32 protein-coding genes are annotated in these 25,848 nt (G+C 68.5%); 23 read left to right on the top strand and 9 right to left on the bottom strand.

The genetic code is table 11. From position 1 onward, the window contains the following. The first annotated feature begins 1 nt into the window (after position 1). The 9 genes from ACFW01_RS27520 (at position 2) to ACFW01_RS27480 (ending at position 7,814) form a co-directional block, all read left to right on the top strand. On the top strand, positions 2 to 955 hold the full coding sequence (locus tag ACFW01_RS27520) for a hypothetical protein (protein ID WP_384507701.1): 954 nt from the start codon (positions 2 to 4) through the stop codon (positions 953 to 955). A gap of 41 nt (positions 956 to 996) precedes the next feature. Beyond that, positions 997 to 2,052, top strand: a complete 1,056-nt coding sequence (locus tag ACFW01_RS27515; protein WP_384507698.1) for a hypothetical protein — start codon at positions 997 to 999, stop codon at positions 2,050 to 2,052. 2 nt (positions 2,053 to 2,054) lie between these two features. Next, the gene (locus ACFW01_RS27510) at positions 2,055 to 4,511 is read left to right on the top strand and encodes a hypothetical protein (protein WP_384507695.1); all 2,457 of its coding nucleotides are present in this window, start codon (positions 2,055 to 2,057) and stop codon (positions 4,509 to 4,511) included. Further along, positions 4,508 to 4,900 carry a hypothetical protein gene (locus tag ACFW01_RS27505; protein WP_384507692.1) on the top strand — a complete coding sequence of 131 codons (393 nt, stop codon included), beginning with the start codon at positions 4,508 to 4,510 and terminating at the stop codon, positions 4,898 to 4,900. The genes ACFW01_RS27510 and ACFW01_RS27505 overlap by 4 nt, the downstream gene beginning before the upstream one ends. Before the next feature lie 159 nt (positions 4,901 to 5,059). Beyond that, positions 5,060 to 5,458, top strand: a complete 399-nt coding sequence (locus ACFW01_RS27500; RefSeq protein WP_384507689.1) for a hypothetical protein — start codon at positions 5,060 to 5,062, stop codon at positions 5,456 to 5,458. After that, the gene (locus ACFW01_RS27495) at positions 5,458 to 6,519 is read left to right on the top strand and encodes an N-acetylmuramoyl-L-alanine amidase (RefSeq protein WP_384507686.1); all 1,062 of its coding nucleotides are present in this window, start codon (positions 5,458 to 5,460) and stop codon (positions 6,517 to 6,519) included. Before ACFW01_RS27500 ends, ACFW01_RS27495 begins: the two co-directional genes overlap by 1 nt. An 11-nt stretch (positions 6,520 to 6,530) precedes the next feature. After that, positions 6,531 to 6,851 carry a hypothetical protein gene (locus tag ACFW01_RS27490; protein ID WP_384507683.1) on the top strand — a complete coding sequence of 107 codons (321 nt, stop codon included), beginning with the start codon at positions 6,531 to 6,533 and terminating at the stop codon, positions 6,849 to 6,851. A 75-nt stretch (positions 6,852 to 6,926) separates the two neighbouring features. Then, the gene (locus ACFW01_RS27485) at positions 6,927 to 7,262 is read left to right on the top strand and encodes a hypothetical protein (protein WP_384507680.1); all 336 of its coding nucleotides are present in this window, start codon (positions 6,927 to 6,929) and stop codon (positions 7,260 to 7,262) included. A 207-nt stretch (positions 7,263 to 7,469) separates the two neighbouring features. Next, the gene (locus tag ACFW01_RS27480) at positions 7,470 to 7,814 is read left to right on the top strand and encodes a hypothetical protein (protein ID WP_384507678.1); all 345 of its coding nucleotides are present in this window, start codon (positions 7,470 to 7,472) and stop codon (positions 7,812 to 7,814) included. 18 nt (positions 7,815 to 7,832) lie between these two features. Here ACFW01_RS27480 and thyX read toward each other — a convergent pair whose 3' ends face one another. Further along, positions 7,833 to 8,561, bottom strand: a complete 729-nt coding sequence (gene thyX, locus ACFW01_RS27475; protein WP_384507675.1) for an FAD-dependent thymidylate synthase — start codon at positions 8,559 to 8,561, stop codon at positions 7,833 to 7,835. Between the two features lie 301 nt (positions 8,562 to 8,862). Here thyX and dcd point away from each other — a divergent pair, with 301 nt between their 5' ends. Beyond that, positions 8,863 to 9,447 carry a dCTP deaminase gene (dcd, locus tag ACFW01_RS27470; RefSeq protein WP_384507672.1) on the top strand — a complete coding sequence of 195 codons (585 nt, stop codon included), beginning with the start codon at positions 8,863 to 8,865 and terminating at the stop codon, positions 9,445 to 9,447. A gap of 92 nt (positions 9,448 to 9,539) precedes the next feature. Further along, positions 9,540 to 9,953, top strand: coding sequence for a hypothetical protein (locus ACFW01_RS27465; protein WP_384507669.1), 414 nt, complete (start codon positions 9,540 to 9,542; stop codon positions 9,951 to 9,953). A 73-nt stretch (positions 9,954 to 10,026) separates the two neighbouring features. Here the strand turns inward: ACFW01_RS27465 and ACFW01_RS27460 are convergent, their stop codons facing one another. From ACFW01_RS27460 to ACFW01_RS27450, 3 genes are read right to left on the bottom strand one after another with little or no spacing between them, the layout of a single operon-like run. Further along, positions 10,027 to 10,374: a hypothetical protein gene (locus ACFW01_RS27460; protein WP_384507666.1), complete on the bottom strand. Its 348-nt coding sequence runs from the start codon at positions 10,372 to 10,374 to the stop codon at positions 10,027 to 10,029. An 11-nt stretch (positions 10,375 to 10,385) separates the two neighbouring features. After that, positions 10,386 to 10,589, bottom strand: a complete 204-nt coding sequence (locus tag ACFW01_RS27455; protein ID WP_384507664.1) for a hypothetical protein — start codon at positions 10,587 to 10,589, stop codon at positions 10,386 to 10,388. 7 nt (positions 10,590 to 10,596) lie between these two features. Continuing rightward, entirely contained in the window at positions 10,597 to 11,160 is a 564-nt protein-coding gene (locus ACFW01_RS27450) for a hypothetical protein (protein WP_384507661.1), read from the bottom strand. 207 nt (positions 11,161 to 11,367) lie between these two features. Between ACFW01_RS27450 and ACFW01_RS27445 the strand changes: the two genes are divergently transcribed. After that, positions 11,368 to 12,072, top strand: coding sequence for a hypothetical protein (locus tag ACFW01_RS27445; protein ID WP_384507658.1), 705 nt, complete (start codon positions 11,368 to 11,370; stop codon positions 12,070 to 12,072). Between the two features lie 119 nt (positions 12,073 to 12,191). Continuing rightward, positions 12,192 to 13,022: a recombinase family protein gene (locus ACFW01_RS27440; protein WP_384507655.1), complete on the top strand. Its 831-nt coding sequence runs from the start codon at positions 12,192 to 12,194 to the stop codon at positions 13,020 to 13,022. On the opposite strand, the gene ACFW01_RS27435 is transcribed toward ACFW01_RS27440, so the two are convergent. The 4 genes from ACFW01_RS27435 to ACFW01_RS27420 form a co-directional block, all read right to left on the bottom strand. Beyond that, on the bottom strand, positions 13,023 to 13,910 hold the full coding sequence (locus ACFW01_RS27435; protein ID WP_384507652.1) for a hypothetical protein: 888 nt from the start codon (positions 13,908 to 13,910) through the stop codon (positions 13,023 to 13,025). A gap of 574 nt (positions 13,911 to 14,484) precedes the next feature. Continuing rightward, complete coding sequence (locus ACFW01_RS27430; protein ID WP_384507649.1) at positions 14,485 to 15,006, bottom strand: hypothetical protein; 522 nt, start codon at positions 15,004 to 15,006, stop codon at positions 14,485 to 14,487. A gap of 137 nt (positions 15,007 to 15,143) precedes the next feature. Beyond that, positions 15,144 to 15,578 (bottom strand): DNA translocase FtsK, encoded by a 435-nt coding sequence (locus ACFW01_RS27425; RefSeq protein WP_384507646.1) that lies wholly within the window; start codon positions 15,576 to 15,578, stop codon positions 15,144 to 15,146. Positions 15,579 to 15,587: 9 nt separating this feature from the next. Beyond that, a complete protein-coding gene (locus tag ACFW01_RS27420) occupies positions 15,588 to 16,037 on the bottom strand; it encodes a hypothetical protein (protein WP_384507643.1) in 450 nt (149 codons plus the stop codon). Between the two features lie 161 nt (positions 16,038 to 16,198). Between ACFW01_RS27420 and ACFW01_RS27415 the strand changes: the two genes are divergently transcribed. The 7 genes from ACFW01_RS27415 (at position 16,199) to ACFW01_RS27385 (ending at position 21,969) form a co-directional block, all read left to right on the top strand. Beyond that, positions 16,199 to 16,795, top strand: a complete 597-nt coding sequence (locus ACFW01_RS27415; RefSeq protein WP_384507640.1) for a hypothetical protein — start codon at positions 16,199 to 16,201, stop codon at positions 16,793 to 16,795. Positions 16,796 to 16,881: 86 nt separating this feature from the next. Continuing rightward, positions 16,882 to 17,847, top strand: coding sequence for an ATP-binding protein (locus ACFW01_RS27410; RefSeq protein WP_384507637.1), 966 nt, complete (start codon positions 16,882 to 16,884; stop codon positions 17,845 to 17,847). Continuing rightward, the gene (locus ACFW01_RS27405) at positions 17,847 to 19,193 is read left to right on the top strand and encodes a DNA cytosine methyltransferase (protein WP_384507634.1); all 1,347 of its coding nucleotides are present in this window, start codon (positions 17,847 to 17,849) and stop codon (positions 19,191 to 19,193) included. Before ACFW01_RS27410 ends, ACFW01_RS27405 begins: the two co-directional genes overlap by 1 nt. Beyond that, positions 19,190 to 19,990 carry a hypothetical protein gene (locus ACFW01_RS27400; RefSeq protein WP_384507631.1) on the top strand — a complete coding sequence of 267 codons (801 nt, stop codon included), beginning with the start codon at positions 19,190 to 19,192 and terminating at the stop codon, positions 19,988 to 19,990. The genes ACFW01_RS27405 and ACFW01_RS27400 overlap by 4 nt, the downstream gene beginning before the upstream one ends. A gap of 111 nt (positions 19,991 to 20,101) precedes the next feature. Continuing rightward, positions 20,102 to 20,353, top strand: coding sequence for a hypothetical protein (locus ACFW01_RS27395; protein WP_384507628.1), 252 nt, complete (start codon positions 20,102 to 20,104; stop codon positions 20,351 to 20,353). 339 nt (positions 20,354 to 20,692) lie between these two features. Then, entirely contained in the window at positions 20,693 to 21,532 is an 840-nt protein-coding gene (locus ACFW01_RS27390) for a hypothetical protein (RefSeq protein ID WP_384507625.1), read from the top strand. Next, entirely contained in the window at positions 21,529 to 21,969 is a 441-nt protein-coding gene (locus tag ACFW01_RS27385; RefSeq protein ID WP_384507622.1) for a hypothetical protein, read from the top strand. The genes ACFW01_RS27390 and ACFW01_RS27385 overlap by 4 nt, the downstream gene beginning before the upstream one ends. 71 nt (positions 21,970 to 22,040) lie before the next feature. Here the strand turns inward: ACFW01_RS27385 and ACFW01_RS27380 are convergent, their stop codons facing one another. After that, entirely contained in the window at positions 22,041 to 23,282 is a 1,242-nt protein-coding gene (locus tag ACFW01_RS27380; protein ID WP_384507619.1) for an RNA-guided endonuclease InsQ/TnpB family protein, read from the bottom strand. A gap of 44 nt (positions 23,283 to 23,326) precedes the next feature. Here ACFW01_RS27380 and ACFW01_RS27375 point away from each other — a divergent pair, with 44 nt between their 5' ends. From ACFW01_RS27375 to ACFW01_RS27365, 3 genes are all read left to right on the top strand, one after another. Further along, the gene (locus ACFW01_RS27375) at positions 23,327 to 23,521 is read left to right on the top strand and encodes a type II toxin-antitoxin system prevent-host-death family antitoxin (RefSeq protein ID WP_384507616.1); all 195 of its coding nucleotides are present in this window, start codon (positions 23,327 to 23,329) and stop codon (positions 23,519 to 23,521) included. 277 nt (positions 23,522 to 23,798) lie between these two features. Beyond that, positions 23,799 to 24,641: a DNA adenine methylase gene (locus tag ACFW01_RS27370; RefSeq protein ID WP_384507613.1), complete on the top strand. Its 843-nt coding sequence runs from the start codon at positions 23,799 to 23,801 to the stop codon at positions 24,639 to 24,641. Next, entirely contained in the window at positions 24,641 to 25,114 is a 474-nt protein-coding gene (locus ACFW01_RS27365; RefSeq protein WP_384507610.1) for a DUF6221 family protein, read from the top strand. Before ACFW01_RS27370 ends, ACFW01_RS27365 begins: the two co-directional genes overlap by 1 nt. The last annotated feature ends 734 nt before the right edge of the window (positions 25,115 to 25,848 follow it).

The raw sequence follows: 25,848 nt of genomic DNA, 5'->3' as shown, positions 1-25,848 counted from the left end.
GATGGCACTCGTACCTGTCCCGATCGCGACGCTGGGGGCGGAGCACAGCGCGCAGCAGTTCCGCATGATGATCAAAGATCTGGCGCGGGACAACCAGGGCGTCACCACCGGCAGCGACCTCAAGGTGACCGCCCTGTCCACGCCCGGGGCCGGGGTGCAGATCGGTGACGGCTCCGCGGTCATCGCGGGGAAGTACTCCCCGACGCAGGGCTACTACAACGCGTACAACATCGGCTCCGACACCGTGGACATCGCAGCGACCGGCGGCACTGGCCGGTCGGACATGCTGGTGCTGCGCGTGGAGGACCCCGAGTTCGAGGGCACCCGCGATCCCGAAGTGGATCCGATCGTGTTCTTCGAGGTCATCCCCAATGTGTCCTCGTCGGCGACCACCGTGCCCGCCGGATATTCCGCGGTGCCGCTGGCCCGGATCGACATACCGTCGTCCACGGCCACCATCACCAACGCCATGATCAAGGATCTGCGGCAGGTCGCCAACCCGCGCCGGGACCGGGTCCTGACCCCGTACTACCAGCCCGGCGGACCGGTCGTTGAGATCTCCGGAACGTCGTCCACGTGGAAGACCCATCCGAACGTCACGCTGGCGACGCTGGCGATCCCCTCCTGGGCGGCCACCGCAAAGGTCATCTTCTCGGTGAACGGGCTGCGGCTGTCCACTGGAGACGTCTTCGGCGCGTTCCGGTTCATGCTCGGCACGGTCGAAGCCTTCCAGGAAGTCTTCATCGACGACAACCAGGGCAACGTCGCCCGCCGCGTCAACGTGGAGATGGTTGAGACGATCGACCTGACCACTACCGCGGGTGCGGCGATGCGCGGCACGAACCAGCCGATCAAGTCCCGGATGCGGACCGACCCGCTGAACGACGGGATGATCGGTGTGGACTCCCGCTCCACCTTCAAGATCGACGTCGAGTTCCTTGAGGGACGGCTGTAGTGGGCCGGTGGCGGTTCTGGACGCAGCACGCCCTGACCGGTGTGCAACTCCACCCTGCCCTGCCCCTGTCGCAAGCCGAGTTCGGCAACGAGCTGAACGGGCCCGGGGAACTCCGCGGCACCCTCGCACCCCGGTTCGTGAAGGCCAACGTGGACGCCCTCATCCCCGGCAAGGCCGTCATCTACGCCGAGGCCGACGGCTACCTCCGCTGGGGCGGCCTCATCTGGGACCTGACCGCGCAGGACGGCGAGTACCAGATCGAAGCCGCCGGCTGGTCGTCCTACCTGACGAAACGCCACGACACCCACGGGGAACTCGCCGACCGCGGCCCGTACACGTACACCGACCCGTGCAAGGTGATCCGGGATGTGTGGGCGTACGCGCAGTCCCAGCCCGACGGCAACTTGGGCGTCGTCGTCGACTCCACCACCTCGCAGATCACGGTGGGTACGCCGGACGAGCCGTGGCATTCGAACTGGTACGAGAACCCGAATCTGGGCGACCACCTGGACGACCTGGTGTCCGAGGAAGGCGCACCCCAGTACACGAACGGCAGCCGCTACCTGACCAACGGCACCGTGGAGAAGCGTCTCCGCCTCGGGTATCCGCGGCTCGGTACCCGCCGCACCGATATCAGCTTCCGCACCGGCGTCAACATCATCGACGCGCCCCCCGTCACCTACAGTGGCGACGACTTCGCGAACGTCGTCATCGCCACCGGCTCCGGTGAAGGCACCGCCACCCGCCGGGCCGAAGCCCCCTCCCGGGACGGCGGGCTGCGGATGGAAGCCATCCTTGCTCTGCCCACCGTCAACGGCAACGACGTCCTCGGGAAGCGCGCGGCCGCGGAACTGAAACGCCGCAAGGTCATGGGTCAGGTCGAGACGATCACCGTCCGGCATCATCCGAACGCGCCGCTGGGATCCTGGCAGATCGGCGACGACGTCCAGGTCACCGTGAACAACCAGTGGACGTCCTGGACGGGGTGGGCGCGGATCATCTCGGACTCCTACCGGCCCACCGAATCCCCCGACCAGGCCGTCCTCACTCTGAAGCGCGCCGACTCCTACCACTACGGACCTGCGGAGGCCGCCTAGCCATGCCCCGAGACTTCGCTAAGGAACTCGCTCGCCTCGACCAGCGCATCAAGAACATCGAGAAGGGGCAGCGGTACGCGCACGGCGGCAGCATCGAGAACAACGCCCTCCAAGTCCGCGACGGCACCGGAAGCCTCCGCGCGATCCTCGGCGTGCAGGGCGACGGCACCACCGCCGTGAACATCGTCAACGGGCCCCCGCCTCCTACGCCGACGGCGCCGGTCCTCGGCTCGGTCCTCGGCGGGATCACCGTCTCCTGGAACGGCGGCTTCGCCGACGGTACGGTGCCGCCGCTGGACTGGCAGCGCGTCGAAGTCCACGCCTCCACCGAGGACGGCTTCACCGCCAGCCTGGAGACGCTGAAGACGACGTTCGAGACCCCGCAGGGTGGAACCGTCGTCGTCGCCTGCGGCGAGCCCGTCTACGTACGGCTCATCGCCCGGAACACCTCCGGGACGGCATCCGATCCGACCGCGCAGGCCGGGCCGCTCGGCCCCGCGCCGGTCGTCGCCACCGACATCCTCGACGGCATCGTCACCACAGCGAAACTCGCCGACGATGCGGTCACGCAGGCGAAGGTAGCCGCCGGCGCCATCGGCACCACCGAAATCACCGACAACGCGATCACCACCCCGAAGATCGTGGCCGCGGCTGTGCAAGCCCTCCAGATCGACACGGGCGCCGTCAACGCCGACAAGATCGCATCCGGTGCGGTCACCACCCTGAAACTCGATGCACTCGCCGTGACCAGCGACAAGATCGCCGCGAACGCCATCACTGCGGGCAAGATAGCCGCGGGCGCGGTCACCACCAACGCGCTCACCGTCGGCATCGCCCAGTCCATTGGGCAGAAACTCACCGACTCGATGGCCGACGCCAGCACCTGGCAGCAGGTAGCCGACAGCGGAACCTGGCAGGTCCTCACCGGTGTCACCGACGCAGGCACCGGCGGAACCGTCTTTGAGGTCAGCGGCCGCACCGCACTCGAAGGCCGACAGAACATCCCGTTCGACCCGGACGCCCTGTACAAGGTGACAGTCCGCCTGCGGACGACCGTCGCACCGACCACGGGCACCCCGACCGTCTACCTGGGCCTGGCGGGAATTGCCGCCGATGGCACCACCCGGGTCAACACCGCCGGCGATGACTCGGTGTCCCTCCAGCACTACGTGGCGGCCAGCAATCAGGCCATCACCGCGGGGACGGCCTGGTCAACCTTCACCGGCTACCTCAAGGGGGCCGCCGCGGCAGGCGTGAACGGTACGGGAACCCCCCGCCCTGACCCTAAGACGCCTGGTCTGGTGCACGCGGACGTCCGCTACCTGCGGCCGTTGATCCGGCTGCTGTACGGGGCGACAGCGGGCGGCGTGCAACAGATTGACCTGGTCACGGTGGAGACGGTGCCGACGGGCGTGGTGAACTCGGTGAACATCGCCGACGGGGCGATCACGGCCGTGAAGTTGGACGCCGCCGCCATCACCGGCAAGACCATCACCGGCGGCGAGATCAACGGCACCACCATCACCGGCGCGCTCATCCAGACCGCCTTGTCCGGTGAACGGATCACCCTCAACGAAGGCGACGCCAACAAGATCCTGGGCTACAACGCGGACAACGTCACCGTCAACGAACTCTCCGCGCGCGGCCTCCTCGTCAAGGGCGAGACCGGGGCCGTCATGTGGCTCAACCCGAACCTCGACTACCCGGCGATACAGCTGTACAACGCGTCCGGCACGAGCAACGCCACGGTCGCCGTCTCCGAACTGACCGCGGGCGACGCCAACATCGAAATGGTGTCCGGCCCGTTCCCCGCGAACGGGTACACGAAGATGCTGTGGCGGTCTGGCCTGTTCCGGGATGCCACAGTCATTGAGCGGGTCGCCGTGGACGCCACGCCGGCGCCGCGTGTGATCGGCGGCCGGATCTACATGGACGGCACCCTCGCAAACTTGTCGTACATCAACCAGGACAACACAGCACTGAACACCAGCTACATCGTGGAGCCGAACCTGGCCACGCTCGGCAACGGCCGCCTCGCCGTCGTCTCCCCGGCGTCCGCGTTCAGCGGCATCTACCTCGAGGCGGCGACCGCCCACACCGGGTTCCTGCTGCGGCTGCTGCGGGATGCCGCAAACCGGTTCACCGTCGACAAGGACGGCAACACCAACATCGCGGGCATGATGACCGCGGGGAACATCGTCACCGGCACCACCACGATCACCCCCTCGGCAGCGCACACCCCGACCAGCGCCTCCGTGTCCTTCACCGCGCTGAAGGGGACCACGTTCCGCGGCTACGCCACCGCCGCCACCACCGTCCCCGGAGTCCGCGCGCCCGTCGGAGCAGGCGGTGTTACCGGCGTCGGCGTCTCCTCCGTGACGTCAAGCAGCATGCTCGTCTGGGTCAACCGCGAGAACACGACAGCGACGATCGTAAACTGGATGGTGATTGGATCATGAGCGAAGAGACCACGCAGTCCGCGGAGACCGCAGGGCCCATCGAAGCCCCCGAGTCTGCCGAGTCCACACAGATGGATCCGATCCCTGTGGAGCCCCCGCCGCCGGCCCCGACCGAGCCACCGCCGGATGACGCTCCGCCGCCCACCCCGGACCCGGTCCCCGACCCTGACGTCATCGACTGGGAACCGCAGACCTGGTATTCGATCACCGCTGCGTGCGTGACGCCGGGATGCCCCCAGGAGAACGTCATCGTCGCGATCCCGATGTTCTACTCCAACAACGGGCAGCTGGCGTTCATCCGCGTGGTGTGCGGGTCGGACGGCTGCTGCGGCAATGACTGCCGGATCCTGACCGCCGAGAAGCTGGACCCGCAGCCCATCGAGGAATAGACCGCGCACGGCTGGCGAGGGGGAACGCTCCCTCCCGCCAGCCCGTAGCCTGACCACAGGGCGACCCTCCGCCCCACCTGCTCCACTGCCGAGGGACGACCGCACCACAGCGGCCAGCCACACATTCACCTGGGCGCGGGGAGTCTAGGAGTACGGGCCATGCCCGACCCCAAGCACGACGGCGAGCAGACGGCTGCCCGTACCAAGCCCGCCCCCGTCCCGGCCCGCCCCGACGCCGAACCGGCGCCCGTCGCCGAACCCGCCACGACCGTCGACAACGGCGACCAGCACGAGCCCTACCCCGGCCCGGACTTCTTCCACGGCGGCCGCTACAGCCCCGCCTTCGCCGCGGCCGGCGCCCGCCTCACCGCCGAGGGCCACAACCCGCACGGCAAGCGCCTCGGCCCGGACTGGACCAACGCCCACCGGGCCGCCTGGGCGTCGTTCCAGCAGTCGCTGCGTCCCAAGGGCGCCGGTGACGTGTCCGGGATCCCCGACGAAACCGCCTGGGACCGCCTGAAGGTTCCGCGCGTCACCCCTCTTCTCAAGGAGTCCTGATGGCTACGCCCCTGTCCGCCTCAGCGTTCCTGGCCGCACTGAAGGCCGAGGGCTGCAAGACGGTCGAGTACAAGTCGTGGCGCAGCCACAACCGCAACCACGTCGGCTCCTGGGGACCCGTCAACGGCGTCATGATCCACCACACGGTGTCCTCCGGCGAGGACTCCTCCGTCGCCCTCTGCTACAACGGCCACGCCAAACTTCCCGGACCGCTCTGCCACACCGTCGGCGGCAAGTCCGGGAAGCTGTACATGGTCTCCGCCGGCCGCGCCAACCACGCCGGTTCCGGCGACGACGACGTCCTCCGCGCGGTCGTCAACGAGACCGCGCTGCCCGCCGACAACGAAGCGAACACCGACGGCAACCGGCACTTCTACGGCCTGGAGATCGTCAACCTCGGCAACGGCAAGGACCAGTACCCGGCCGTCCAGTACGACGCCGCCGTCCGATGGGCTGCCGCGATCTGCCGCGCCCACGGGTGGGGCGCCGCCTCCGTCATCGGCCACAAGGAATGGCAGCCCGGAAAGATCGACCCCCACGGGCCGGTCGAAGGACGCGGCAGCTTCGACATGAACGCCTTCCGCCGGGACGTCGCCGAACGCCTCAAGCACCCCGCCTCATGGAGCACCGGCTCCACGAGCACCACCAAGCCGCCCGCCCAGCAGGAGGAGGACGACGTGCCGCACGCGATCGGCCGCTACGACACCACGGACCGCACCATCGTTCCCCGCAAGTGGACGACCCTGCCCATCGAAGGCGTCGACCTGCTCACCGGCGCCACCCACTACACCGCCACAGCCCACGTCCAGGCCACCCTGCCCGCCGGATCGACGTTCCAGGGACGCTTCTACCACTACCGTCCGGACGGCTCCCGCTGGACCGGGCCCATCTTCGAACGCATCGGCACCGACGGCAGCACCTTCGCCGACTTCCACAACGCCGGCTCGATCGTCGCCTCCGAGAAGCTCCGCTTCGAGGTCATCTACTACCCGGCGAAGTCGGACGACCAGAAGTCCGTCAAGCTCACGACCGCCTACCTGCGCGGTCTCTACTGGAAGTAGGAACCCCCGCTATGCAGCCCAATCTCGACAGCGCGTACTGGCTCGGCCTCGCGATCAGCGTTGTCCTCCCGGTCCTCGTCGGCCTCGTCACCACCCGCGTCACCCACGCTGGAACCAAGGCCGTGCTCCTCCTCGCCCTGACCGCCGCCAACGGCTTCCTCGTGGAACTCGCCAACGCCGGCGACGACTACCAGGTCGGCTCCGCCCTGGTCCTGTGGGCCGTGTCGTTCGCCACCGGCGTCCTTGCGCACTTCGGCCTGTGGAAGCCGACCGGCGTGTCCGGCAAGGCGCAGGACGTCGGCGCCAGCAGCTCCGTACGCAGCGCCGCCTGACCATGCCCACCCGGTACGCGCGGCGTCGACTGGCAGCGACGCCGGCGTACCCCACTACTGCAAGGAGCGGCAGCGGTGAATGACCTGTCGGCCGTCAACGTCCTTCTGCCGGGCGGGGCCGGGGCCATCGTCACCCTCATCGTGCTGCTCATCCTCCGGGGCAACCTGGTCCCGCGGTCCGTCCTCGAGGACGTCCGCAAGGACCGGGACGCCCGCGTCGCCGACGTCACATCCGAACGGGACACGTGGCAGGCCGCGCACCGAGAGAGCGAAGCCGCACGCATCGAAGCGCAACGACAGGTCGGTGAGCTGGTGGAACTCGCCAAGGTCGCCGACCATGTCCTCCGCGCAATACGAGGGGAGGTGCCCGGGGATGCGATGGATCAGTCGGTTGCTGCGCCGCCGTCCTGAGCCCGCCCCGCAGCGCCCGGAAAAGGCCACCAAGTCGGACGGGCAGCGGGCAGCCGAATCGGCATTGTCCCGCGCCCAAAAGGCCCGCCAGGCGCTGGAAGCGCACCGCCCGGTCGTTGCCCGCGTCGTCGCCGGACTGGCGACCCAGCGGGAGGAAAACCACTTCGCGGAACTCTTCCGCCAAGCCTTCGAGGGAGGCCCCCGCTAATGGACTGCGCGCAGCTCGCCAACCTTGCAGCCTCGAGTCTGGTCGCCCTGTGCAGCCTCGTGTTCGGGATTGTCTACCACCGGTTCGCACCGTGGCGGTCCACGGTGGTGGGCCGGCACATCATGACGTTCACGCTGGCGATCGGCGCGTTGGGCGCGTACACGGTCGCGATCAACGTGTGGGATTACGGGGCGCCTGCCATGGTGCTGCGTACGGTCCGGACTTTGCTGCTGCTGGTGATTGCCGGTCTGGTGGTGCAGCGGATCGTGATGGTGGTCCGGGCGCAGCACCGGCGTGTTCTGCATGATGCACTGCAGGATCCGACTGGGCCGCCTTCTGTCTGAACTGGTGTGCGAATCTGGTTAGGGGGCGATGCGTCCGTTGGCGTTGAACGCGGCGTAGGTGAGGGGCATCAGCTCCGCCCACGCCGCTTCCATCTGCTCGGCGACCATCGCAATCTCCCGCTGCGGGTAGGACTTGACCGCGGCGTCGGGATGGGTGGTGCGCAACCCGAGGAAGTGCATCAGCGACCGCGCGTTGCACGTCGCATAGGCCGACGAGAACAGCCCCACCGGCAGCACCGACCGGGCCACCTCCCGCGCGACACCCGCGGCAAGCATCCGCTGATACGCGGCGTACGCCTGCCGGTACGAGTCCTCCATGGCCGCGTTCACCAGCTTGTGCTGCTCGTCGGTGCCGGCGACGAACTGGTAGTGGCCGGGCTTGCCCTCCTGGACCAGCTTCCGGTCGGGGCCGGGGATGTAGAACACCGGGTCCAGCTCCCTGTAGCGGCCGGACTCCTCGTTGTACGACCAGCCGACGCGGTGACGCATGAACTCGCGGAAGACGAAGATCGGGGCGCTGACGAGGAAGGTCATAGAGTTGTGCTCGAATGGGCTGCCGTGCTTCGACCGCATCAGGTAGTTGATGAGGCCCTTCGACCGGTCGGGCTGCTTGTCCAGCTCTGCCAGGGACTGCTCGCCGATGGTGGAGACGCGGGCGGCGAACAGGACGTCGGAGTCGGTCGCGCTGTGCTTGACCAGCTGTGCGGTCACGTCGCTGCGGAAGACGGGCTCGAGAGTTTCGGGCATGGGAAGGGGCTCCGATCGCGGGGAAGGGCGGTACCCCTAGTTTCCCGGGGGTGGGGGTCCGGTGTTCCCCCCTGCCGGGTCGTACGATGCGCGCATGGACACCCTCGCGGACAGACCTGCTCCTCCTCAGCCCGTGTGCGCGCCGTCGCAGGTGGGGCCGTGTCGGGGCTGCCAGCATCCGACGCACCGGTATGGGCTGGGCGGGAACCCGCTGTGCGTGGTGTGCACGGCCTCGCTGGAGGCGTGGCGGGCCGGCCGGTAGGGGGGAAGGTGCTGGCCGTGTCGGCCGTAGGCTCGCGGCGTGCTCCTTTCCGACAGAGACCTTCAGGCCGCGATAGCCGCCGGCCAGCTCGGCGTCACCCCGTTCGATGAGGCGATGGTGCAGCCAGCGTCCATCGACGTCCGCTTGGACGACACGTTCCGCGTCTTCGAGGGCCACCGTCACGACTGCATCGACCCGGCGGTACGGCAGGAGGATCTGACGCGTGAGGTGCGGGTGCCGGCGGGGGAGCCGTTCGTGCTGCATCCGGGGGAGTTCGTGTTGGGGGCCACGTTGGAGCGGGTGTCGCTGCCGGACACGCTGGCGGCGCGGCTGGAGGGCAAGAGCTCTTTGGGGCGGCTGGGGCTGATCACGCATTCGACGGCGGGGTTCATCGACCCGGGCTTTGAGGGGCACGTCACGCTGGAGCTCAGCAACCTGGCGCCCCTCCCACTGAAGCTGTGGCCGGGCATGAAGGTGGGCCAGCTCGCCGTGTTCCAGCTCAGCTCGCCGGCGGAGTATCCGTACGGCAGCGAGGTCCGCGGGTCCCGGTATCAGGGGCAGCGCGGTCCGACCGCCTCCCGCTCCTGGCAGAACTTCCACCGCACAGATATCCCGGGCATCTAGTTCGCGTTGTCGGTGCTCGCGGGTAGCGTTGATCCATTCAGGTCGACCGTGGGCAACGGGCCCACTGGTGCCTGTAGAGGGCGGGGTAGCGCATGAGTAAAGAGCAGAACGAGACGGTTGATGACGTCTACCTGGGTACACTCGTGGACTTCCTGGACAAGCCGCAAGTCAAGGGATCTTCGCTGACTGTGACGCTTCTGATCGGCGGCACCCCGGTATGCGGGGAACTGATCGGTCGAGATCAGTGGCAGGAGGAACTCCAGGCTCTCCTCAAGTCGGTCGGGGGCAGTGGCGAGGATCTGGGCAAGCTCTTCAAGGCGGTCGAGGAGAGGAACCGACCGAACCTGGAGGGGGCACTGTCCGACTTCGTGCACCTGCGCAAGGCGCTGGTCATCACCAACTACCGGGGGACGCTTCAGGGGGACGTACCGCAGGGCATTGAGCATGCGTTGTGGCGGGGGCGGCTGTCAGAGGTTCAGGGCTGGTCCCTGGGCCGCCCGGCGTGAGTCTCGCCCAGTAGCCTGTACGACGACGCCCCCGGCCACTTTCCCTGGCCGGGGGCGTCGCTGGCGCTGTGGGTCAGAAGAACTCGTTGGCGCAGAATTCCACGCCTTCGGGGTCGACGTGGTAGCCGTCCCGCTCGCGACCGTGGACCCAGCGGTCCCTGCGCGGCCATCCGCCTGCGGTCTCCCGCTCGCGGATGGTGGCCTCCATCTCCTCGACGCTGTACTGGACGCCGTGCTCGGCGCGGATGACGGTCTGCGGCTGCCGCAGGAACGCCAGCCAGTCGGCGAGGGTGGTGAGGTTCTGCTCGGGGTGGGCACGCATGAGGAAGCGGTGCCCGTGGACGTACTGGCCGATGTGCAGTCCCTCTCCGTCCGGCTGGCCGCCGGGGAAAGGCCCGAACGCGTAGTAGTTGACGCTCATGGTCGGTGTCCTCACTTCTCGTCGTCGTGGGTGCAGATGGGCCGGAACGCCTGGGCGATGGTCGCGAACTGAGTCGCCCGCACCAGCGCGTCCTCGTTGTGCCGGCCGCCGATGGCAGTACCGAGCTGCGCTCGAACCTGCTCCAGGCAGTACTGGCGGATCTCCTCGTCTGTCTTCTCGGTGGGGAGGAACGGCGGGTTGATGAAGCGGCTCACGGTGTCCTCACGTCTCGGTGGCGCGGTCGGCGGGTTCCCGGTTGGCGCGCATGACCTCGTCCTGGCGAGCGAGCGCGTCGCGGAGAGGTGTCTCGTCAACAGGGCCGGGTCGGTTCGCCCGAATGGACTCCCGCATCTCGTGAATCTTGGCTGAGTGGGCGCGGGCGGCCGCTACACGCTCGGCTTCCAGGCGGACCACAAGTTCCTTCGTGTGGTCGTCGACCGGGTCGAGGCTGACGCCGACCGTGGTGTAGCCGTTGGCTGACATGTGCCACTGGACCTCGGTGACGGACCAGTGGGCCTCCGTCTCCTCTTCCGGCCCCAGTTCGACGTCTTGCACCAACGTCTCGCCTTTGCGGGGGAGGACGGGGAGGACGCGGGTGAGTTCGGCGTGCGGGAAGTACAGCGTTACTTCCACGCCCCCCGACGGCTTGACCGCGTCGACGGGTCCGATGACGGCGACGGTTCGGCCGTGCCGGGTGAGGTTGACGGTTCGGCCTGTGGCGCGGGTGTGGTCGGCGATGTCGCCGAGTTTGGCGCGGGCGGCTTCGATGCCATAGGACTTCTCCATGAAGAGACCTTAAGCCCTGTAAGGAACTGATCGCAAGGGGTCCCTCGGCTCAACATCACAGGGGAAAGCCGTTCCTGATGAGGGTTCAGCCCACGCCCCATGTACGGGTAAGGGGGAACTTGAACGCCTGGCTCGTTCTAAATGTTCCTTCCCTCGGGCGACGAGGCAGGGGGGAACGTTTCCGCTGATCCGTGGCACGGTGAGTCCATGCCCCAGCACCTCGATCCCGCGCGGGTCGCGCAGGCCCTCGCCGCCATCCCGAACCAGGCTCGCCAGTACAGGAACGCACGCAGCGTAGAAGCCAAGATGACCACCCGGAAGAATCTGCACCAGGCCGTGGCGCACGCTGTCGACGTCGGCGCCACGCAGACCCAGGCCGCGAAGGCGTCGGGACTCAGCAAGGCTCAGGTCTCTCGGCTCGTCAGAGGGGCGACCTCGGGACGGACATCGCTTCCGCCGGCTACATACCTCGTCGATACGCTTCCGGCTGCGGAGGTCTGCGTTCGCTACCGGGCGGGAGAGTCCACCGTGCAGATCGCCGAGGCGTACGGGTGCGGCGAGTCCACGATCATCACCGTCCTCAAGCGAAATGACGTTCCCCGCAGGGTTGGCCGGAAGATCGAGTTGCCAGTGTCCGACACGGAACTGGCCCGTCGGTACCTGGATGAGCGGGTTGAGCTCCAGCAGTTGGCGAGGGAACTGGGCGTGAAGCCGAACCTGGTGTCGCGTCGGGTGGCGGCCGCCGGCGTCAAGGTTCCGCTCGGACACCGCAGGATGGATCTGCCGGACGCGGAGATCGTACGGCGGTACAAGGCGGGCGAGTCGGCGAACCAGATCGCGAAGTCCTACGGCGTCTGCCATGTGACGGTGATGCGACGGGTTCGGGAGGATCAAGCCAGGGGACGCGCATAACGTGTGCTAAGCGTCCGGCAGGCCCCCAGAATGGTGCCCGTATAGCTCTGCATACCCATGCAACCGAGGTCGCGTAGTCACGTGTAACAACTATGTCCATAGTTGCGTACGCTCCAGGTATGACGGAGCCTCGCATCCCCACCCTGCGCCTGGTCTTGGTCCGCCGCGTCTCCACTGCCGGCCAAGCAGTGGACGGCTACGGCCTGGACGCCCAAGAATCCGACGGCCGCAAGTGGGCCAAGCTCCAGACCACCCCCCGCGTCCGCATCGTCCACGTCGTCACCGACGGAGACAGCAAGGCCGGCAAGTCCGGCACCACGCTCATCGACGAACGCCCCGGCCTCATGGACGCCCTGCAATGGATCGCCGACAACAAAGCAGACGGCATCCTCGCCCCCAACCTCGACCGACTCGCCCGCGAACTCACCGTCCAGGAAGCCGTCCTCTCCTACGTCTGGGCCATCGGCGGCCGCGTCTTCACCGCCGACCACGGCGAACACCTCGAAGACGACGCCTCCGACCCCATGCGCACCGCCATGCGCCAGATGCGCGGCGTCTTCCACCAACTCGACCGCGGCCTCATCATCAAGCGCCTCACCGAAGGACGCGCAGCGAAAGGCGCCAAGGGCGGATACGCCTACGGCTCACCCCGCTTCGGGCGGCGCGCCGTCGACAATGAGCTGACCGTCGACGAACGAGAGAACGCCATCGCAGAGCAGATGGAACGCTGGCGGGACGAGGAAGGCCTCGGCGTCCGCGCCATCGCCGCCCGGGCCAACGCCGAAGGCCTGCCCAGCAAACGAGGCGGCAAGTGGCACCCCACGACTGTCGCCCGCGTCCTTTCGCCGGCAGCGAGGGAGAAGGCGCGTCAGCAGTCCGCCAAGGCGCGCGCGGAACGCAAGGAACATCAGCGCCGAGAGCGTGCCGCACGCCTGCTCGCACAACGCTGACTAGCCCGCCGGCGGCGTGTCCCAGTACCCGGTGTGCGCGATGGTGTCCGCGGTGACGGGGGGCCGGGGCTCGCCGGTTTCCGGGTCGGGGCGGCGCACGGCAAGCAGGGGGTGGGTGGCGGTCATCTGCCCGACCAACTTGTTGACCCAGCGGGACTGGAACGGATGGCGGTCCTTGTTCAGCAGCAGCCGATGCTCGCCGGGGTCGGCGGGTTCGGGCCGTACCTTCAGGTATTCGGTGATGGCGGCGCCGGTGAGCGGTTCGAGGACGAACTGCTTGCCGACGTTCTCGTGGTCGTCGGGGGCGCGGAGTTGCCAGGTGGCGTCGGGCTGGGGGTAGAGGTGGCGTTTGTCGACGCGGACGACCTGGGCGGGGCGCAGGCCTTCGAGGAGGAGCCATACGGCGAGGCGGTCCCGCTGGTAGAAGCGGGAGCGGTCCGGGCCCCACATGCCGATGACGGCGAACAGGGTGGCCCGTTCCATGCGGTCCAGTTTGTTCTTCGCGCCGGCGGGTCTGATGAGTCCGGAGCGTAGGGCGGTGAGGTTCGGGGGGAGGGTGATGAGCTGCTGGCTGTGGGCGGCTTCGAAGTACTGGGTGAGGGCGGTGATGCGGCGGTCGTGGGAGCGGGCGGCTTCGGGGTGGTGCTGGGCGAGCCAGGCGAGGGCGTCGGGTCCGTCGAAGGGCCGGCCGTCCAGGTAGGGGGCGAGGTGGGTGTGGGCGGCCCAGGCGGCGATGTCTTTGGGGCGTGCCGTGATGGGGTCGACGGGCGGGGTCTGCTGGTCGCACCAGGTGAGGAAGAAGCCGATCTCGCGGGTGTATTCGGCGCGTGTGGAGGGGCGCAGCACGGAGCCGTTCAGCCAGGTGTGCAGCAGTTCCCATGCGTCCATACCGCACAGTGTGCCCACTCCAGTGATCGATTACAAAACTTCTGAGCTACCTCGTCCCAGGTGCTGGGGTGGTTGCGGTGTGCCCGGGAGTTCGGGGCGGGGTCGCGCGAGTGCGGTTAGAGGGTGGTGGCTTCTGAAGTTTTGTGACGTTGATCGGATGGGGGTAGGAGGGCGGTCCGGGCGGGGGCCGGCTGCTCGTAGGGGCACCGTATGACGGAAGCCGGGGCGGTGTTCCCCCTGCCCCGGGCGGCGTGTTGGCCTGCGGCACTTCTACCGAACGGCTCCCGCCGGGCGGCCGCGGGCCGGTACTGTTCCGGCAGGCCCTTTCTCAAGCTGATCCGCGCCGAACGGTCGGAACCCCCACAGGGTTCCGACCGAGGAGTAGGCACGGACATCGAGAAAGGAACCCCTCTTGGAGAAGTTGAAGAACCTGTTCACCTGGCGCAACGCCGGGCGGGCTGCGGTCAGGGTGGCCGGCGTCGTACTCGCCAAGGTCATCTGCTCCTGGCTGGGCCTGTAGAGGCGAGGAAGGGCTTACGGGGAACCACCCGGCAGTACGAGCCGGGCCCCGGCCTCAGCAGTCGCCGTCAAAGCCCCACACGTCGGGGGTGTCCCCGCAGCAGGCCGGGCACATGCACTTGCAGGACTCTTCCCGCCCCGTACAGGGTCCGGGGCGTCCGGGTTTCCCGTCCTCGTGCGCCTGCCAGCCCGGACACTCCGGACCGGGGTCGGTGCACTCACTGACCGCCTGCTGGTGCCGTTCACACCAGGTCTGCATCGCCGTCGCCAGGTGCACGTCGCCCCACGCTCCCCGGTACCGCTGAGGGGGATACAGCTCATCCCACGGGCACACCGCGGGGATACCGGGAAGGGGGCAGGCCGGCGGATCTGCGTAGTCGTCGCGGAAGTCCGTGTACCAGGTACGCCCGTCGGGGGCCGTCCAGTCGATCCACCGTCGCCTCTCGTACCGGGACTGGGCATTGAACCAGTGCTCCGCGCGGACACCGCACGCGCTGCACTGCCAGGTCCGTACGACGTCGTCCTGCCGGCTCAACTCCATCCTGTGCTGCCCGAAGAGGGCGGTTTGGTCGGTCACGGCATGTCCTTGTTCTGCGGGTTCTGCGGATTCTGTAGCCCAGCGAAGGGCTCGAAGGTTAGACTGGAGCCTGCGCGATCACCATGAATCGGCCACCACCCTCAGCACGGGATGGTGGCCTTCGTCGTGAACGGGGGTCAGGCGCCGGTCACCACGAGAGCGCAGGCGCTGATGGGAACCTCGGCTCCGCAGGTCTGGCACCAGTACTCGTCGACCTCGTCGCCGAGCGCGACCTTCCGGCCGTCCGTCCAGGCGGAGACCCGTGAACACTGGGGGCACTCGTAGAGGGTCCACCAGTCGGTGGTGCCCTCCTTGATGTAGTCGTCCAGCTTGGTCTGGACGTCCTGTCGGTCGATGAGGACCGGGTAGGAGAGCTTCTTCCGGTCGTAGGGGCCGACGATGCCGGCGCCGAAGAGGTCGGTGAGGAGGGCTTGGGCGGTCTCGAAGCCGATCTGGATGTTGTGGTCCTGGTTGAGGCGGCGCGTCAGCATGGACGGCGAGCCGTGTCGGGTTTCGGTGACGAGGTCGGCGGCGGTGCGGAGGAGGTTGAGGGTGTTGGGCGGGGTACCCATGGACGTCTCCTAGGCGGCGAGGTCGGTGTCGGACTGCTGGAGCTTGCGGCGGGGCTGGTAGTCGGCGTCGTCCTGATCGCGGGCCAGCTCGTAGAAGAACAGGGCCTGCGCGTCGTCGGCCGGCGCGGGCGGGGTGGGCTCGTAGGTTGTGTTGGCGGGGCGTTCCAGGACGTAGGCCATGCGGTGGACCGTGTAGCTGATGATCCCGGAAAGGTGGAACTCCCTTGCCTCCCGGCGGAGCCGGCACATGGCCATGACCTTGATGTCGCCGCCGCGGACTTCGCCGGCCTTGGTGATGCGGACGGCGGTGGTGCGGAGTTCGTGGATTTCGATGGTCCGCACGGTGGGCTCGGTCTCGCCGGGCTTGAGGTAAGTGATGGTCACCGCGAACTGGTGGTCGGCGGCGCGGTACAGGTCGGCGAGGGTCTTGCGGACGATCTGGGTGCGGGTGATGCGCATTGTGGTGTCCCCTCGCTGTGTGGTGATGGGTACACCGTAGCCAACATCTATTGCGTACGCAATACACATGCAGGTATTGTGGTGACCACCGAGGCGAACCCGTCCCGGACTACCCCCGCCATAGCCCATGGCGTACGCATGCATGAAGGAGGACACTGGCGGTGAAGACCACCCCCACGCGCCCGCCGAACCGGTTCCGGAACGGCGGACGCCCGCCGAGAGGACCCCGCACCGTGGCCCTGCGCCCCGAGGACAAGAAGCGCGTCGACCAGCTCACCGCCGCCGCCCAGCACCTGCGCGAGACCGGGAAGGACGAATGGGCCGGCGCGGTCGACTTCGTCATGACTCCGGAGGGCCGGCTGTTCGTGAACCGGCTGCGCGTGGACCGGCTGCGGACCGCAGAGGCGGCCGGCGAGTTCGGCCAGAACCTCGCCATCATGATGCCGTTGCGGGTCCGCGAGGAGATCAAGGCGGGCGTGGCGGCGGCAAAGGTGACCGCGTCGGCGGAGGCCGGGAAGGCTCTGGAGGCGTTCGTGGCCGGCGACTTCGTTCCGGAGCGTCCGCAGCGTGCGGCCCGGGGGACCGCGGAGAAGACGGGGAACCTGAACGTTCGGGTGGACCCGGAGCTGCGGCAGCGCGCGGAGGACTTCGGCGCTGACCATGCGGCGAAGTTCGGGTGGGCGCCGCGGGCGTCTCACATCATCGCGGCCTGGTTGAAGGGCCGGTTCACGGAGGCCGGCCGGGCTTCGGCCGAGTAGGCATCGTCCGGGCGGGGCCGGTCTGGACGCCGACAACCAGACCCGCCTCCCCGGTATCTCGTACAACCTCATAGGAGAGACCTCACATGGCTCACGCCAACCAGGCTGCCGCGAACGCGGGCGGCCGGACCTCGCACACCCGTTTCCAGTTCGCCCCCGCCACGAAGGAGCAGTCCAAGGCCCGTGTCGCCCTGGACGGCCCGTCCGGTTCCGGGAAGACGTACACGGCCCTGACGATCGCCACGGCCCTCGGATCGCGTATCGCGGTCATCGACACCGAGCGCGGGTCGGCCCGGAAGTACGCCAACGAGTTCGCGTTCGACGTGCTGGAGCTCGCCTACTTCTCCCCGGACGACCTGGTGGAGGCTCTGGCCGCTGCCGGAGCCGCCGGCTACGAGGTGGTCATCGTCGATTCCCTGTCGCACTTCTGGTCGGGGTCTGGCGGCATGCTGGAGCAGGTCGACAACGCGGCGAAGAAGGGCTTCGGCGGGAACAGCTTCGGCGGGTGGAAGGAGGCCCGCCCGATGGAGCGCCGCATGATCGAGGCGCTGGTCGCGTATCCGGGGCACGTCATCGTGACGATGCGGGCGAAGACGGACTACGTGCTGGAGACCAACGACCGCGGTAAGCAGGTCCCGAAGAAGGTCGGGATGAAGCCGGAGCAGCGTGAGGGCCTGGAGTACGAGTTCGACATCGTGGGCTCGATGGACTGGGAGAACACGCTGGTGGTGTCGAAGTCGCGTGCGCGGCCGTTGACGGGTGCGGTGGTGCGGCAGCCGGGTATCGAGTTCGGCCAGCAGATCAAGGAGTGGCTGGAGGACGGTACGGCGGTCGAGCCGGTGGAGGACCTGATCTCGGAGGCCAACCGGGCCGACGCCACGTTCGAGGACCTGGGCGTGTTGATGCGGAAGGTCCGTTCCCGCCGGCTGGAGGGTGCGCCGATGCTGACGGCGGAGGGTGCACCGACGACGTTGGGCGAGCACATTCAGGAGCGGGGCAAGCAGATGCGGAAGGCCGCGCAGGGCGGCGACCAGGACAGGAGCGCCGCCTGATGAGCCTGACCTTCACGGACATCTTCTGCGGCGCTGGCGGGTCGTCCACCGGCCTGGTCGCCGCCGGGTACGAGCTGAAGCTCGCGGCGAACCACTGGGCCCGAGCGATCGAGACCCACGCCGCAAACCACACCGGCGCCGACCACCTGTGCGCGGACATCAACAACTACGACATGCGGCGCCTGCCGAAGACGGACATCCTGTGGGCGTCGCCGATCTGCACGGAGATGAGCCCGGCCGGCGGCCGCCGCCGGACCCGGGGCCAGATGGCGCTCGAGCTCGAGGAGTTCGGCAGCGTTCCCGCCGCGGCGTGGGAACGGACCCGGGCCACCGCCTACGACGTCATCCGGGCAACCGAGGTCCACCGGTACACGGCGATCCTCTGCGAGAACGTCGTGGAGTTCGCCGTCGACTGGGAGCTGTTCGACTGGTGGCGCACCGGTATGGAGATGCTGGGCTACAACGCTCAGATCGTGTCGGCGTCGTCGGCGCACATCGGCGGCACGGACAACGACCCGGCGCCGCAGTGGCGGGACCGGATCTACATCGTGTTCACCCGCAAGGGGGTGCCGCTGCCGGATCTGAAGCCGTCTCCGCTCGCGTGGTGCGCGGACTGCGGTGAGGACGTGTCCGCGGTGCAGTCGTGGCGGAATGGGCGGCGGATCGGGAAGTACAAGCAGCAGTACGACTACCGGTGCCCCAACAGCCGGTGCCGGCACGCGATTGTGGAGCCGTACATCCGCCCCGCCTCGTCGGTCATCGACTGGTCGAACCTGGGGGTGCGGATCGGTGACCGCGCCCAGCACGGGTTGCGCCCGCTGGTTGCGAACACGCAGAAGCGGATCCAGGCCGGGCTGGACCGGCTGGGCGGTGAGAAGCCGATGGTGCTGACCGTGAATCACGGCGGGCACGACGGCCGGGCGTTCCCGTCGGATGGCCGGCCGCTTGCCGCCCGCACCGTGAAGATCGGCGATGCGGTTCTGACGCCGCCCGCGGCCCGGGACGCGTTCGTTGTCGAGTACCGGCGTAACGGTGGCGCTGAGCCGGTCACCCGGCCGCTGGCTACGGTGACGGCGAAGGGCAACCACCACGGTCTGGTCATGCCGTACATCGGTGACGTGGAGGGACGCCCGGGTGCGGTGCCGGAGCTCGAGGACTGCCACTACCGGATGATCCAGCCGCGGGAGCAGCTGTACGCGCAGCGCTTCCCGACGGACTACGTGGTCCTTGGTGGCCGCGCCGAGCAGACCATGCAGGCTGGGAACGCTGTCTCCTGCAACGTCGCCCAGTGGGTCGGCGGGAGGGTCCTCAAGGCCTTGGGCCGGACTGCGGCGGCTGCGGCATGAGCGGCGGCCGCCCGCACGGGAACGCGAAGTACCACCTGGAGTTCTGTCGCTGCCCGGTGTGCTGCCGGGCTGCGCGGGACTACGACAACAACCGGCGTCGTGCGATCGCCTACGGGCGGTGGCAGCCGTTCGTGGACGCCGAGCCGGTCCGTGCGCACGTGCGGGCACTCGGGGAGTTCGGGATCGGGTGGATGCGTGCTGCTCGTCTGGCGGGCGTGTCCACGGGCGGCGTGTCCAAGCTGCTGTACGGGGATCGTCCGCGGGGGCTCGCGCCGTCTCGGCGGGTCCGTCCGGAGACGGCGTTGAAGCTGCTCGCGGTGGAGCCGTCCCTGGAGAACCTGGGCGACCGTACTGCGGTGGACGGGGCGGGGACGCGGCGCCGGCTGCAAGCTCTGGTGTGTGCCGGGTGGACGCAGTCGGAGCTTGCGCGGCGTCTGGGGATGAACCGGGCGAACTTTGGCCGGACGATCGTGAGCGGCCTGGTCGAGGTTGCGACGCTGAAGGCGACCCGGACGGTCTACGACGAGCTGTGGAGGGTCGATCCGGTGTCGGCTGGCGTGCCGGAGTTCCGGGCTGCTGCTGCCCGCCGGATCGCCATGTCGAACAGCTGGGCTCCGGTCGGGGCCTGGGATGACGACACGATCGACGACCCGGCGACGTTCCCGGACTGGACGGGCTACTGCGGGAAGCCGCAGGGACGTCGGGAGCACTACCGGCTGAAGCTTCCGGTGTGCCCGCCCTGCCACGAAGCCGCCCGCGCAGCGGCTCGCCACGCATACGCCCGTAAGGCTGCTTGATCCGGGCCCGCCATTGTGCGGGCCCTTGGAGGCTGAGCCTCCCTGAAGTCCCCGTCTCGGGGCATCCGCATCATCCCTCCCTTCCCGGCTGTCGCCGAACGGAGTTCCGTCATGCCCGCTTCTGTGATCGTCCTGTTGGTCTTCCTGCTGGTTGTCCTGGCCGTGTCGGCGGTCGGGACGGTGCTGTATGTGCGCCGTGAGCGGCGCCGGCCGTCGTCGTACTGGTCGCGGTGGCAGATGGAGATGGCCGAGTGGCGGGCCCTGTCGCCGGACGCGCAGGCCGCTCACGACACGGCGGTCCTAGATGCGGCGGAGGCCGCGGAGGGGGCGGCTGCGCGGGCGAACGTCCTGTACCGGCCCTGACCCGGTTCCTGATCCCCTTCCTTCCCGTCTGGCACGTCTACATGAGGAGGTGAGCGCGTTGCCAGCACGCTCGATACCTGTGAGACCCCTGGTTGCCGTGTTCGCCGCCGTTGTGGTGGTGGGTGGGGTGGTGAGGGTGGTGCGGTTGCGGCGCGCTCTGTTGGCGGAGCGCGCCGCGCGTCGTTTGTCGGATGGCCGGCATCACCACGACATGCGGCTGCTGGTGGATCACGTCCACCGTCGTCTTGGCCCGGCGGTTCTTGCTGGGGCTGTTCTGTGCGAGGCCGACCAGGTCCTTGATTCCGTTCTCGCTGTTCCTGACCCGGAAGGGGGTTCCTCATGACGCCTGTACGTCTGAGCGCTGCGGTTGCCCTGGCCGCGTTGACTGATCATCCGCATTACCGGTACCGCGGGTGTGCCCCGGACCCGGACAACCCGCGTGTGGCGGCCGGCGACAACGCCGTGTCGGTGGATGCGTGGCAGGCTCCGGACCGGGATGGGGGTGAGTCGCGGGAGGAGCGGGAGGCCCGGGAGGCGGCGGCGGTCGACGTGTGCGTGGGCTGTCCGGTGATGGTGCAGTGCCTCGCCTACGGGTCGTCGTTGACGCCGGAGGGCCGGTTGCCGGAGCCGTTCGCGATCCTGGGCGGGTTGACGGCGTTGGAGCGGACGAAGCGGCTGGTGCGGGAGCGTCAGGCCGTGCCGGTGCCTGTGCCGCCTGTGGAGCCGGCGCCGGTGGAGCAGTTGCGGACCGTGCAGAAGCTTGCGGTGTTGCGGGCGTTGGCGCGGTTTGCGGAGGCAGACCAGATTGCCGTGGCGGCAAGGATGGACGTCAGGACCGCGAAGTGGCAGTTGGCGCGGTTGACGACGCAGCTGGGGCTGCCGAAGACGGCGTCGCGCACCGAGCTCCTTGAGGCGGCGGTGGGGCGGGGTCTGCTGGACCGGTCCGAGATCGCGGCTGCCGTGACCGCCGAGAGCGCTGCTGCTGCCGGGGCGCCCTCTGGGGCTGCCGCTTCGCTGCCTGCGGGGGTGTCGCCGCTCCGGGGACGCCGGCGGGCTGGACGGCGCCCGCGCCGGGTCGTGTCGGTCCCCGGGCAGCTCGCGTTCGACTTCGACGACCAGGCCGCCGAAGCGGCCAGCATCACCACCCTGTACTCGACGAGCCTGGAGGCTGCGGCATGAGCGTTCCGACCACCACCCCGTCCCCTGCCGATGACGCTGCCGACGGCGGCCAGCAGGTCCTCGAGGAGGCGGCGTTCGAGACGATGCGTACGGACGCGGTGCTCGCGGGGCGGGCGATGTCGTCGGGGCAGTTCCTGGCGGGGCTGATCGCGAACGCCGAGTTGGAGACGGTGGGCCGTCCGGATCGGTTGGCGCGGGATTTGTGGCCGGATGTGGATCCGGCGGTGGTGCAGGCGATTTGGGACCGGGCTCTGGCGGTGGGGTTGCATGCGGGGCGTCGGTCGGCGTCGCCTGGGCTGTTCCGGGATGAGTTGGCGCGGGTGCAGGGGGCCTTGTCGGAGGCGGGGTTTCATGCGATGGCGGGGTTGGTGTCGCGGTCGCGTCGGCTGGTGGCTCCGGTGCATCCGGCGGATGGCGAGGCGGGGCGCGGGCACTGACGGGCCGTCATGGGTGGTGTGACCAGTAGTACGAGAGACACGGGGGAAGGAAGGTGGGACAGGCGATGGGCTCAACCGTTGACTTCCTGCCAAGCATGATCGCTTGGCATTCCTGCCACGGTCGACTGACCGTCTGGGCGGGTTCCTGCTTCGTCGCGCGGTGCCGGAACGAGTCCCGGTCTTACCTGCGCTCCACAGGCTGTCACCGCCAGTCCGGCGGCCTTGGCGACGTTGACCGCCGCGTTGATGTCCCGGTCGAGGACGGTCCCGCATTCCGCGCACGTCCAGGTGCGGACGTTGAGGGGCTTGGGGCCGTCCTTGACGCCGCACACGGAGCACACCTGGGAGGTCGGCTCGAACCGGCCGATGCGCACGAAGGTGCGGCCATACCGGGCGGCCTTGTACTCCAGCATGTTCACGAACGCGGACCATCCGGCGTCGTGCACGGACTTGGCCAAGCGCGTGCGGGCAAGTCCCTTGACCGCCAGGTCTTCCACTGCGATCGCTTGGTTGTCGCGGATCAGCTTGGTGGAGAGCTGGTGGTGGAACTCGCGGCGCGCGTCGGCGACCCGCGCGTGAGCGCGAGCGACCTTCACCCTGGCCTTGCCCCGGTTCGCAGAGCCCTTCTGTTTGCGGGACAGCTCCCGCTGTGCCTTCTTGAGCTTCTTCTCGGCCCGACGCAGAAAGCGCGGGCTGTCGACCTTTGTGCCGTTGGAGAGGATCGCGAAGTGTGACAGGCCGAGGTCGATACCCACGGACCTGCCTGTTTCGGGGAGCGGGGTCTCATCGCCGACCTCGACGACGAAGCTCGCGAAGTACCGTCCCGCCGCGTCCTTGATGACGGTCACGGACGACGGCGTCGAGGGCAGGGTGCGGGACCACTTCACCCGCACGTCCCCGACCTTCGGCAGCCGCAGCTTCCCGCCCGGAGTGATCCGCCAGTTCGCGTTGGCGGTGAATCGGATCGCCTGCCGGTTGTCCTTGCGGGACTTGCACCGTGGCGGCCCCATCTTGGGGCGCTTGCCCTTCAGGCCGTCGAAGAAGTTCCGGTACGCGGTGTCCAGATCCCGGAGGGACTGCTGAAGCACCACCGAAGAAACCTCGCCGAGCCACGCCCGTTCCGGGGTCTTCTTCGACGCGGTGAGCCGCTTCGACAGCGCCCCAGAGGGGACGAACGGAAGCCCCGCTGTGCGGGCCTCCTCGCGGACGCGCAATGCGTCGTTGAAGACGACCCGCGCACACCCGAACGCCCTCGCCAACGCTGCGCGCTGACCAGCGCTCGGGTACAGGCGGAAGCTGTACCGAAGCTGCATGTACATCAGTGTACATGAGTGCATGTTTGGGTACCATGGAGTACATGAATGAAGAGTCGATTGAGATGTCCGCCGCCGACACCCGACGCCACCTGGCCGAGGTTCTGAATGCCGCGTCAGCTCGGGGACGGATCACCTACATCACCAGTCGCGGCCGGCGAGTTGCAGCAGTCGTACCCCTGGCAGTGGCTGAAGCGGCCGAAGTTGCTGGGAAGGATGGGAAGGATGCACCACGTTGACGTCTTCAACCGGTAGCATGTGGTACACGTCAGACGGCCGGTCAGTTTCGGTCGCTGGCCACAAGACCATAAGGAACGGCCCCGCAGTTATCCCGGTGTTGCGAGCACCAGGTACGGGGCCGGGCCGACACTCCACAGCAGCGAAGGTGCCGACGATGGCCAAGAGTACCCGGGGTCCGAACCCCCTAGACAGGGCAGTCCGAAGTTTCTGCGATTCCGGCGTGAAGATCACACCGCCGACGCAGCCGGGCCCTGTCCCTTCTACCCGCACAGTCGCATGACCGCCCTGCGGCCGCCCTTCCCCTACTACGGGGCGAAGGGGCGGCTGGCCGGTCAGATTGTCGACTTGATGCCTCGGCACCGTGTGTACGTGGAGCCGTTTGCCGGGTCCGCCGCGGTCCTGTTCGCCAAGCCGTCCTCCCCGGTGGAGGTCGTCAACGACCTGGACCGCAACGTCACCACGTTCTTCCGCGTCCTCCGCGACACCCCTGACGAGCTGATCCGCGCTCTGCGGTACACGCCGTACGCCCGGGACGAGTTCGCGGCCGCGGACCTCACCGAGGACGGACTCACGGACCTGGAGCGTGCCCGCCGGTTCTTCGTCCGCACCACGCAGGGCCACAACGCCGCCGGGTCCGGCGGCCGCGCCGGCTGGTCCAACGGCATAAGGGCCCGCCACACCGACGCCACCGCTACCCGGAACCTGGTCGAGCGCCTGGACCAGGTCGCAGACCGGCTCCGCACGGTCGTGGTCGACAACCGGGATGCCGCCGAGGTCGTCGCCGCGCATGACGCCGACGACACGGTGTTCTACCTGGACCCGCCGTACCTGTCGGGGACGCGGACCTGCGGCCGCGACTACGCGCACGAGGCGGACGGCGACGACTTCCACGAAGGCCTCGCTAAGGCGCTGCACGGTGTGCAGGGGACGGTGCTGCTGTCCGGGTATCCGTCGGCGCTGTACGACGAGCTGTATGCGGGCTGGGACCGGATCGAGGTCACTGTCCACCGCGCAGCCACCAACTCCCGCGGGCGTACGGACGTGCCGCGGGGCATAGAGGTCGTCTGGTCAAACCGGCCGTTGAGTCGGCAGGTCTCCCTGTTCGAGGGGGCTTCCTGATGGAGAACGACATCCTCTCCTGGCTGGACTGGGTCATCAGCGAGCGCGAAGACGCCGCCACTGCTGCGGCCGTTCCGCACGGCCAGCACTGGGTGCAGGGTTTCCCGGAGCAGCACAAGGACCCGGACCTGAGGTACGGCTGGGATGCCGACATGGTGCATCTGTCGCAGACAGACCCCCACATCGCCTATCAGTGCCTCAGTGACGAGATCGCCGCCCTGACCGTGCTGCACGACCCAGAGGCGGTGCTGCGTCGCTGCGCCGCAGACCGGAAGCTGCTGGAGCTCCACCAGGCCGTGGACTGTGGCGCGTTCGGCTGCGACTGCGGCTTGAAGTGTCGAACCTGCGACTGGACGGCGAGCCAGGAGACCGGCATAGATGCCGGGTGGGGCGAAGTCGACCAGCACATTTACCCGTGCCCCACAGTCCGCGCGATCGCAGAGGGCTACGGCTGGACGGAGGGCGAGCGATGAGCGCGCGGATCCTTCCGGACCTCCCTGACAGCGAGCTGTGCTCCTCCACCTACCCCCGCCTCGGACCTGACTTCGGCTCGATGTGCAACGAGGTCGACGCGCACGACGGAAACCACTGGGCACTAGCCGTCGTTGCAGGGGCGTATCGGCGCTACGTCGTCTGGACGCAGGCCGGTGAAGTACTGCCCGACGAAGAGACTTCCCTGGCGTCCGCGCAGGGGCAGACCCCACCCATTGAGGGAGATCAAGTGACGTAGCGAGTAGCTGCGGCGGGAGGTCCTGCCGCTCCCTTGCCGGGGAGCGCTTCCTCTACCGCCTGGGCCGTACCGGTTGGTGTTTGCCGACACCGTCCCGGACCTCACGGCCCTCGTACCACTGCCCGGCCTGCCAGCCGAGCTAAGGCCCATCGGGTGCCACCCCGGTGAGCGAACTACAGGTTCTCCACGAACCAGACCACCGAAGCCGGGGCCCTTTTATGCCTCCCGGCGCAACCGGAAGCAGGTACATAGTGCCTCAGCGCACCCCCTCTTGTCAGCTTGGCGTCTCCACGCCGGGCGATTCGCGGCTTATCTCCCCCCGCACGGACGACACCCAGTGCCCCCCACACCCCCTCGTCCACGGCACCGCGAGCCAGCACATCGACCACACCGCATCCCGCAGGACCGGGCCCCGCAAGTGGCTCAAGGCCGTCCAGTGGCTCATCGGCGCCGGACTCCACCCCAAAGCCAACGCCA

This window comes from Streptomyces sp. NPDC058985, assembly GCF_042740985.1.
Classification (GTDB): Bacteria; Actinomycetota; Actinomycetes; order Streptomycetales; family Streptomycetaceae; genus Streptomyces.
Note: the sequence above shows the minus strand (reverse complement) of the source record. Positions and strands in the feature narration are given on the sequence as shown.

What these genes read in the sequence shown, in the direction of transcription:
- ACFW01_RS27520 (WP_384507701.1), top strand. Translation starts at nt 2, where the DNA reads ATGGCACTCGTACCTGTCCCGATCGCGACGCTGGGGGCGGAGCACAGC.
- ACFW01_RS27510 (WP_384507695.1), top strand. Translation starts at nt 2,055, where the DNA reads ATGCCCCGAGACTTCGCTAAGGAACTCGCTCGCCTCGACCAGCGCATC.
- ACFW01_RS27505 (WP_384507692.1), top strand. Translation starts at nt 4,508, where the DNA reads ATGAGCGAAGAGACCACGCAGTCCGCGGAGACCGCAGGGCCCATCGAA.
- ACFW01_RS27500 (WP_384507689.1), top strand. Translation starts at nt 5,060, where the DNA reads ATGCCCGACCCCAAGCACGACGGCGAGCAGACGGCTGCCCGTACCAAG.
- ACFW01_RS27495 (WP_384507686.1), top strand. Translation starts at nt 5,458, where the DNA reads ATGGCTACGCCCCTGTCCGCCTCAGCGTTCCTGGCCGCACTGAAGGCC.
- ACFW01_RS27490 (WP_384507683.1), top strand. Translation starts at nt 6,531, where the DNA reads ATGCAGCCCAATCTCGACAGCGCGTACTGGCTCGGCCTCGCGATCAGC.
- ACFW01_RS27480 (WP_384507678.1), top strand. Translation starts at nt 7,470, where the DNA reads ATGGACTGCGCGCAGCTCGCCAACCTTGCAGCCTCGAGTCTGGTCGCC.
- thyX (WP_384507675.1), bottom strand. Translation starts at nt 8,561, where the DNA reads ATGCCCGAAACTCTCGAGCCCGTCTTCCGCAGCGACGTGACCGCACAG.
- ACFW01_RS27465 (WP_384507669.1), top strand. Translation starts at nt 9,540, where the DNA reads ATGAGTAAAGAGCAGAACGAGACGGTTGATGACGTCTACCTGGGTACA.
- ACFW01_RS27460 (WP_384507666.1), bottom strand. Translation starts at nt 10,374, where the DNA reads ATGAGCGTCAACTACTACGCGTTCGGGCCTTTCCCCGGCGGCCAGCCG.
- ACFW01_RS27450 (WP_384507661.1), bottom strand. Translation starts at nt 11,160, where the DNA reads ATGGAGAAGTCCTATGGCATCGAAGCCGCCCGCGCCAAACTCGGCGAC.
- ACFW01_RS27445 (WP_384507658.1), top strand. Translation starts at nt 11,368, where the DNA reads ATGCCCCAGCACCTCGATCCCGCGCGGGTCGCGCAGGCCCTCGCCGCC.
- ACFW01_RS27440 (WP_384507655.1), top strand. Translation starts at nt 12,192, where the DNA reads ATGACGGAGCCTCGCATCCCCACCCTGCGCCTGGTCTTGGTCCGCCGC.
- ACFW01_RS27435 (WP_384507652.1), bottom strand. Translation starts at nt 13,910, where the DNA reads ATGGACGCATGGGAACTGCTGCACACCTGGCTGAACGGCTCCGTGCTG.
- ACFW01_RS27425 (WP_384507646.1), bottom strand. Translation starts at nt 15,578, where the DNA reads ATGGGTACCCCGCCCAACACCCTCAACCTCCTCCGCACCGCCGCCGAC.
- ACFW01_RS27420 (WP_384507643.1), bottom strand. Translation starts at nt 16,037, where the DNA reads ATGCGCATCACCCGCACCCAGATCGTCCGCAAGACCCTCGCCGACCTG.
- ACFW01_RS27410 (WP_384507637.1), top strand. Translation starts at nt 16,882, where the DNA reads ATGGCTCACGCCAACCAGGCTGCCGCGAACGCGGGCGGCCGGACCTCG.
- ACFW01_RS27405 (WP_384507634.1), top strand. Translation starts at nt 17,847, where the DNA reads ATGAGCCTGACCTTCACGGACATCTTCTGCGGCGCTGGCGGGTCGTCC.
- ACFW01_RS27400 (WP_384507631.1), top strand. Translation starts at nt 19,190, where the DNA reads ATGAGCGGCGGCCGCCCGCACGGGAACGCGAAGTACCACCTGGAGTTC.
- ACFW01_RS27395 (WP_384507628.1), top strand. Translation starts at nt 20,102, where the DNA reads ATGCCCGCTTCTGTGATCGTCCTGTTGGTCTTCCTGCTGGTTGTCCTG.
- ACFW01_RS27390 (WP_384507625.1), top strand. Translation starts at nt 20,693, where the DNA reads ATGACGCCTGTACGTCTGAGCGCTGCGGTTGCCCTGGCCGCGTTGACT.
- ACFW01_RS27385 (WP_384507622.1), top strand. Translation starts at nt 21,529, where the DNA reads ATGAGCGTTCCGACCACCACCCCGTCCCCTGCCGATGACGCTGCCGAC.
- ACFW01_RS27380 (WP_384507619.1), bottom strand. Translation starts at nt 23,282, where the DNA reads ATGCAGCTTCGGTACAGCTTCCGCCTGTACCCGAGCGCTGGTCAGCGC.
- ACFW01_RS27375 (WP_384507616.1), top strand. Translation starts at nt 23,327, where the DNA reads ATGAATGAAGAGTCGATTGAGATGTCCGCCGCCGACACCCGACGCCAC.
- ACFW01_RS27370 (WP_384507613.1), top strand. Translation starts at nt 23,799, where the DNA reads ATGACCGCCCTGCGGCCGCCCTTCCCCTACTACGGGGCGAAGGGGCGG.
- ACFW01_RS27365 (WP_384507610.1), top strand. Translation starts at nt 24,641, where the DNA reads ATGGAGAACGACATCCTCTCCTGGCTGGACTGGGTCATCAGCGAGCGC.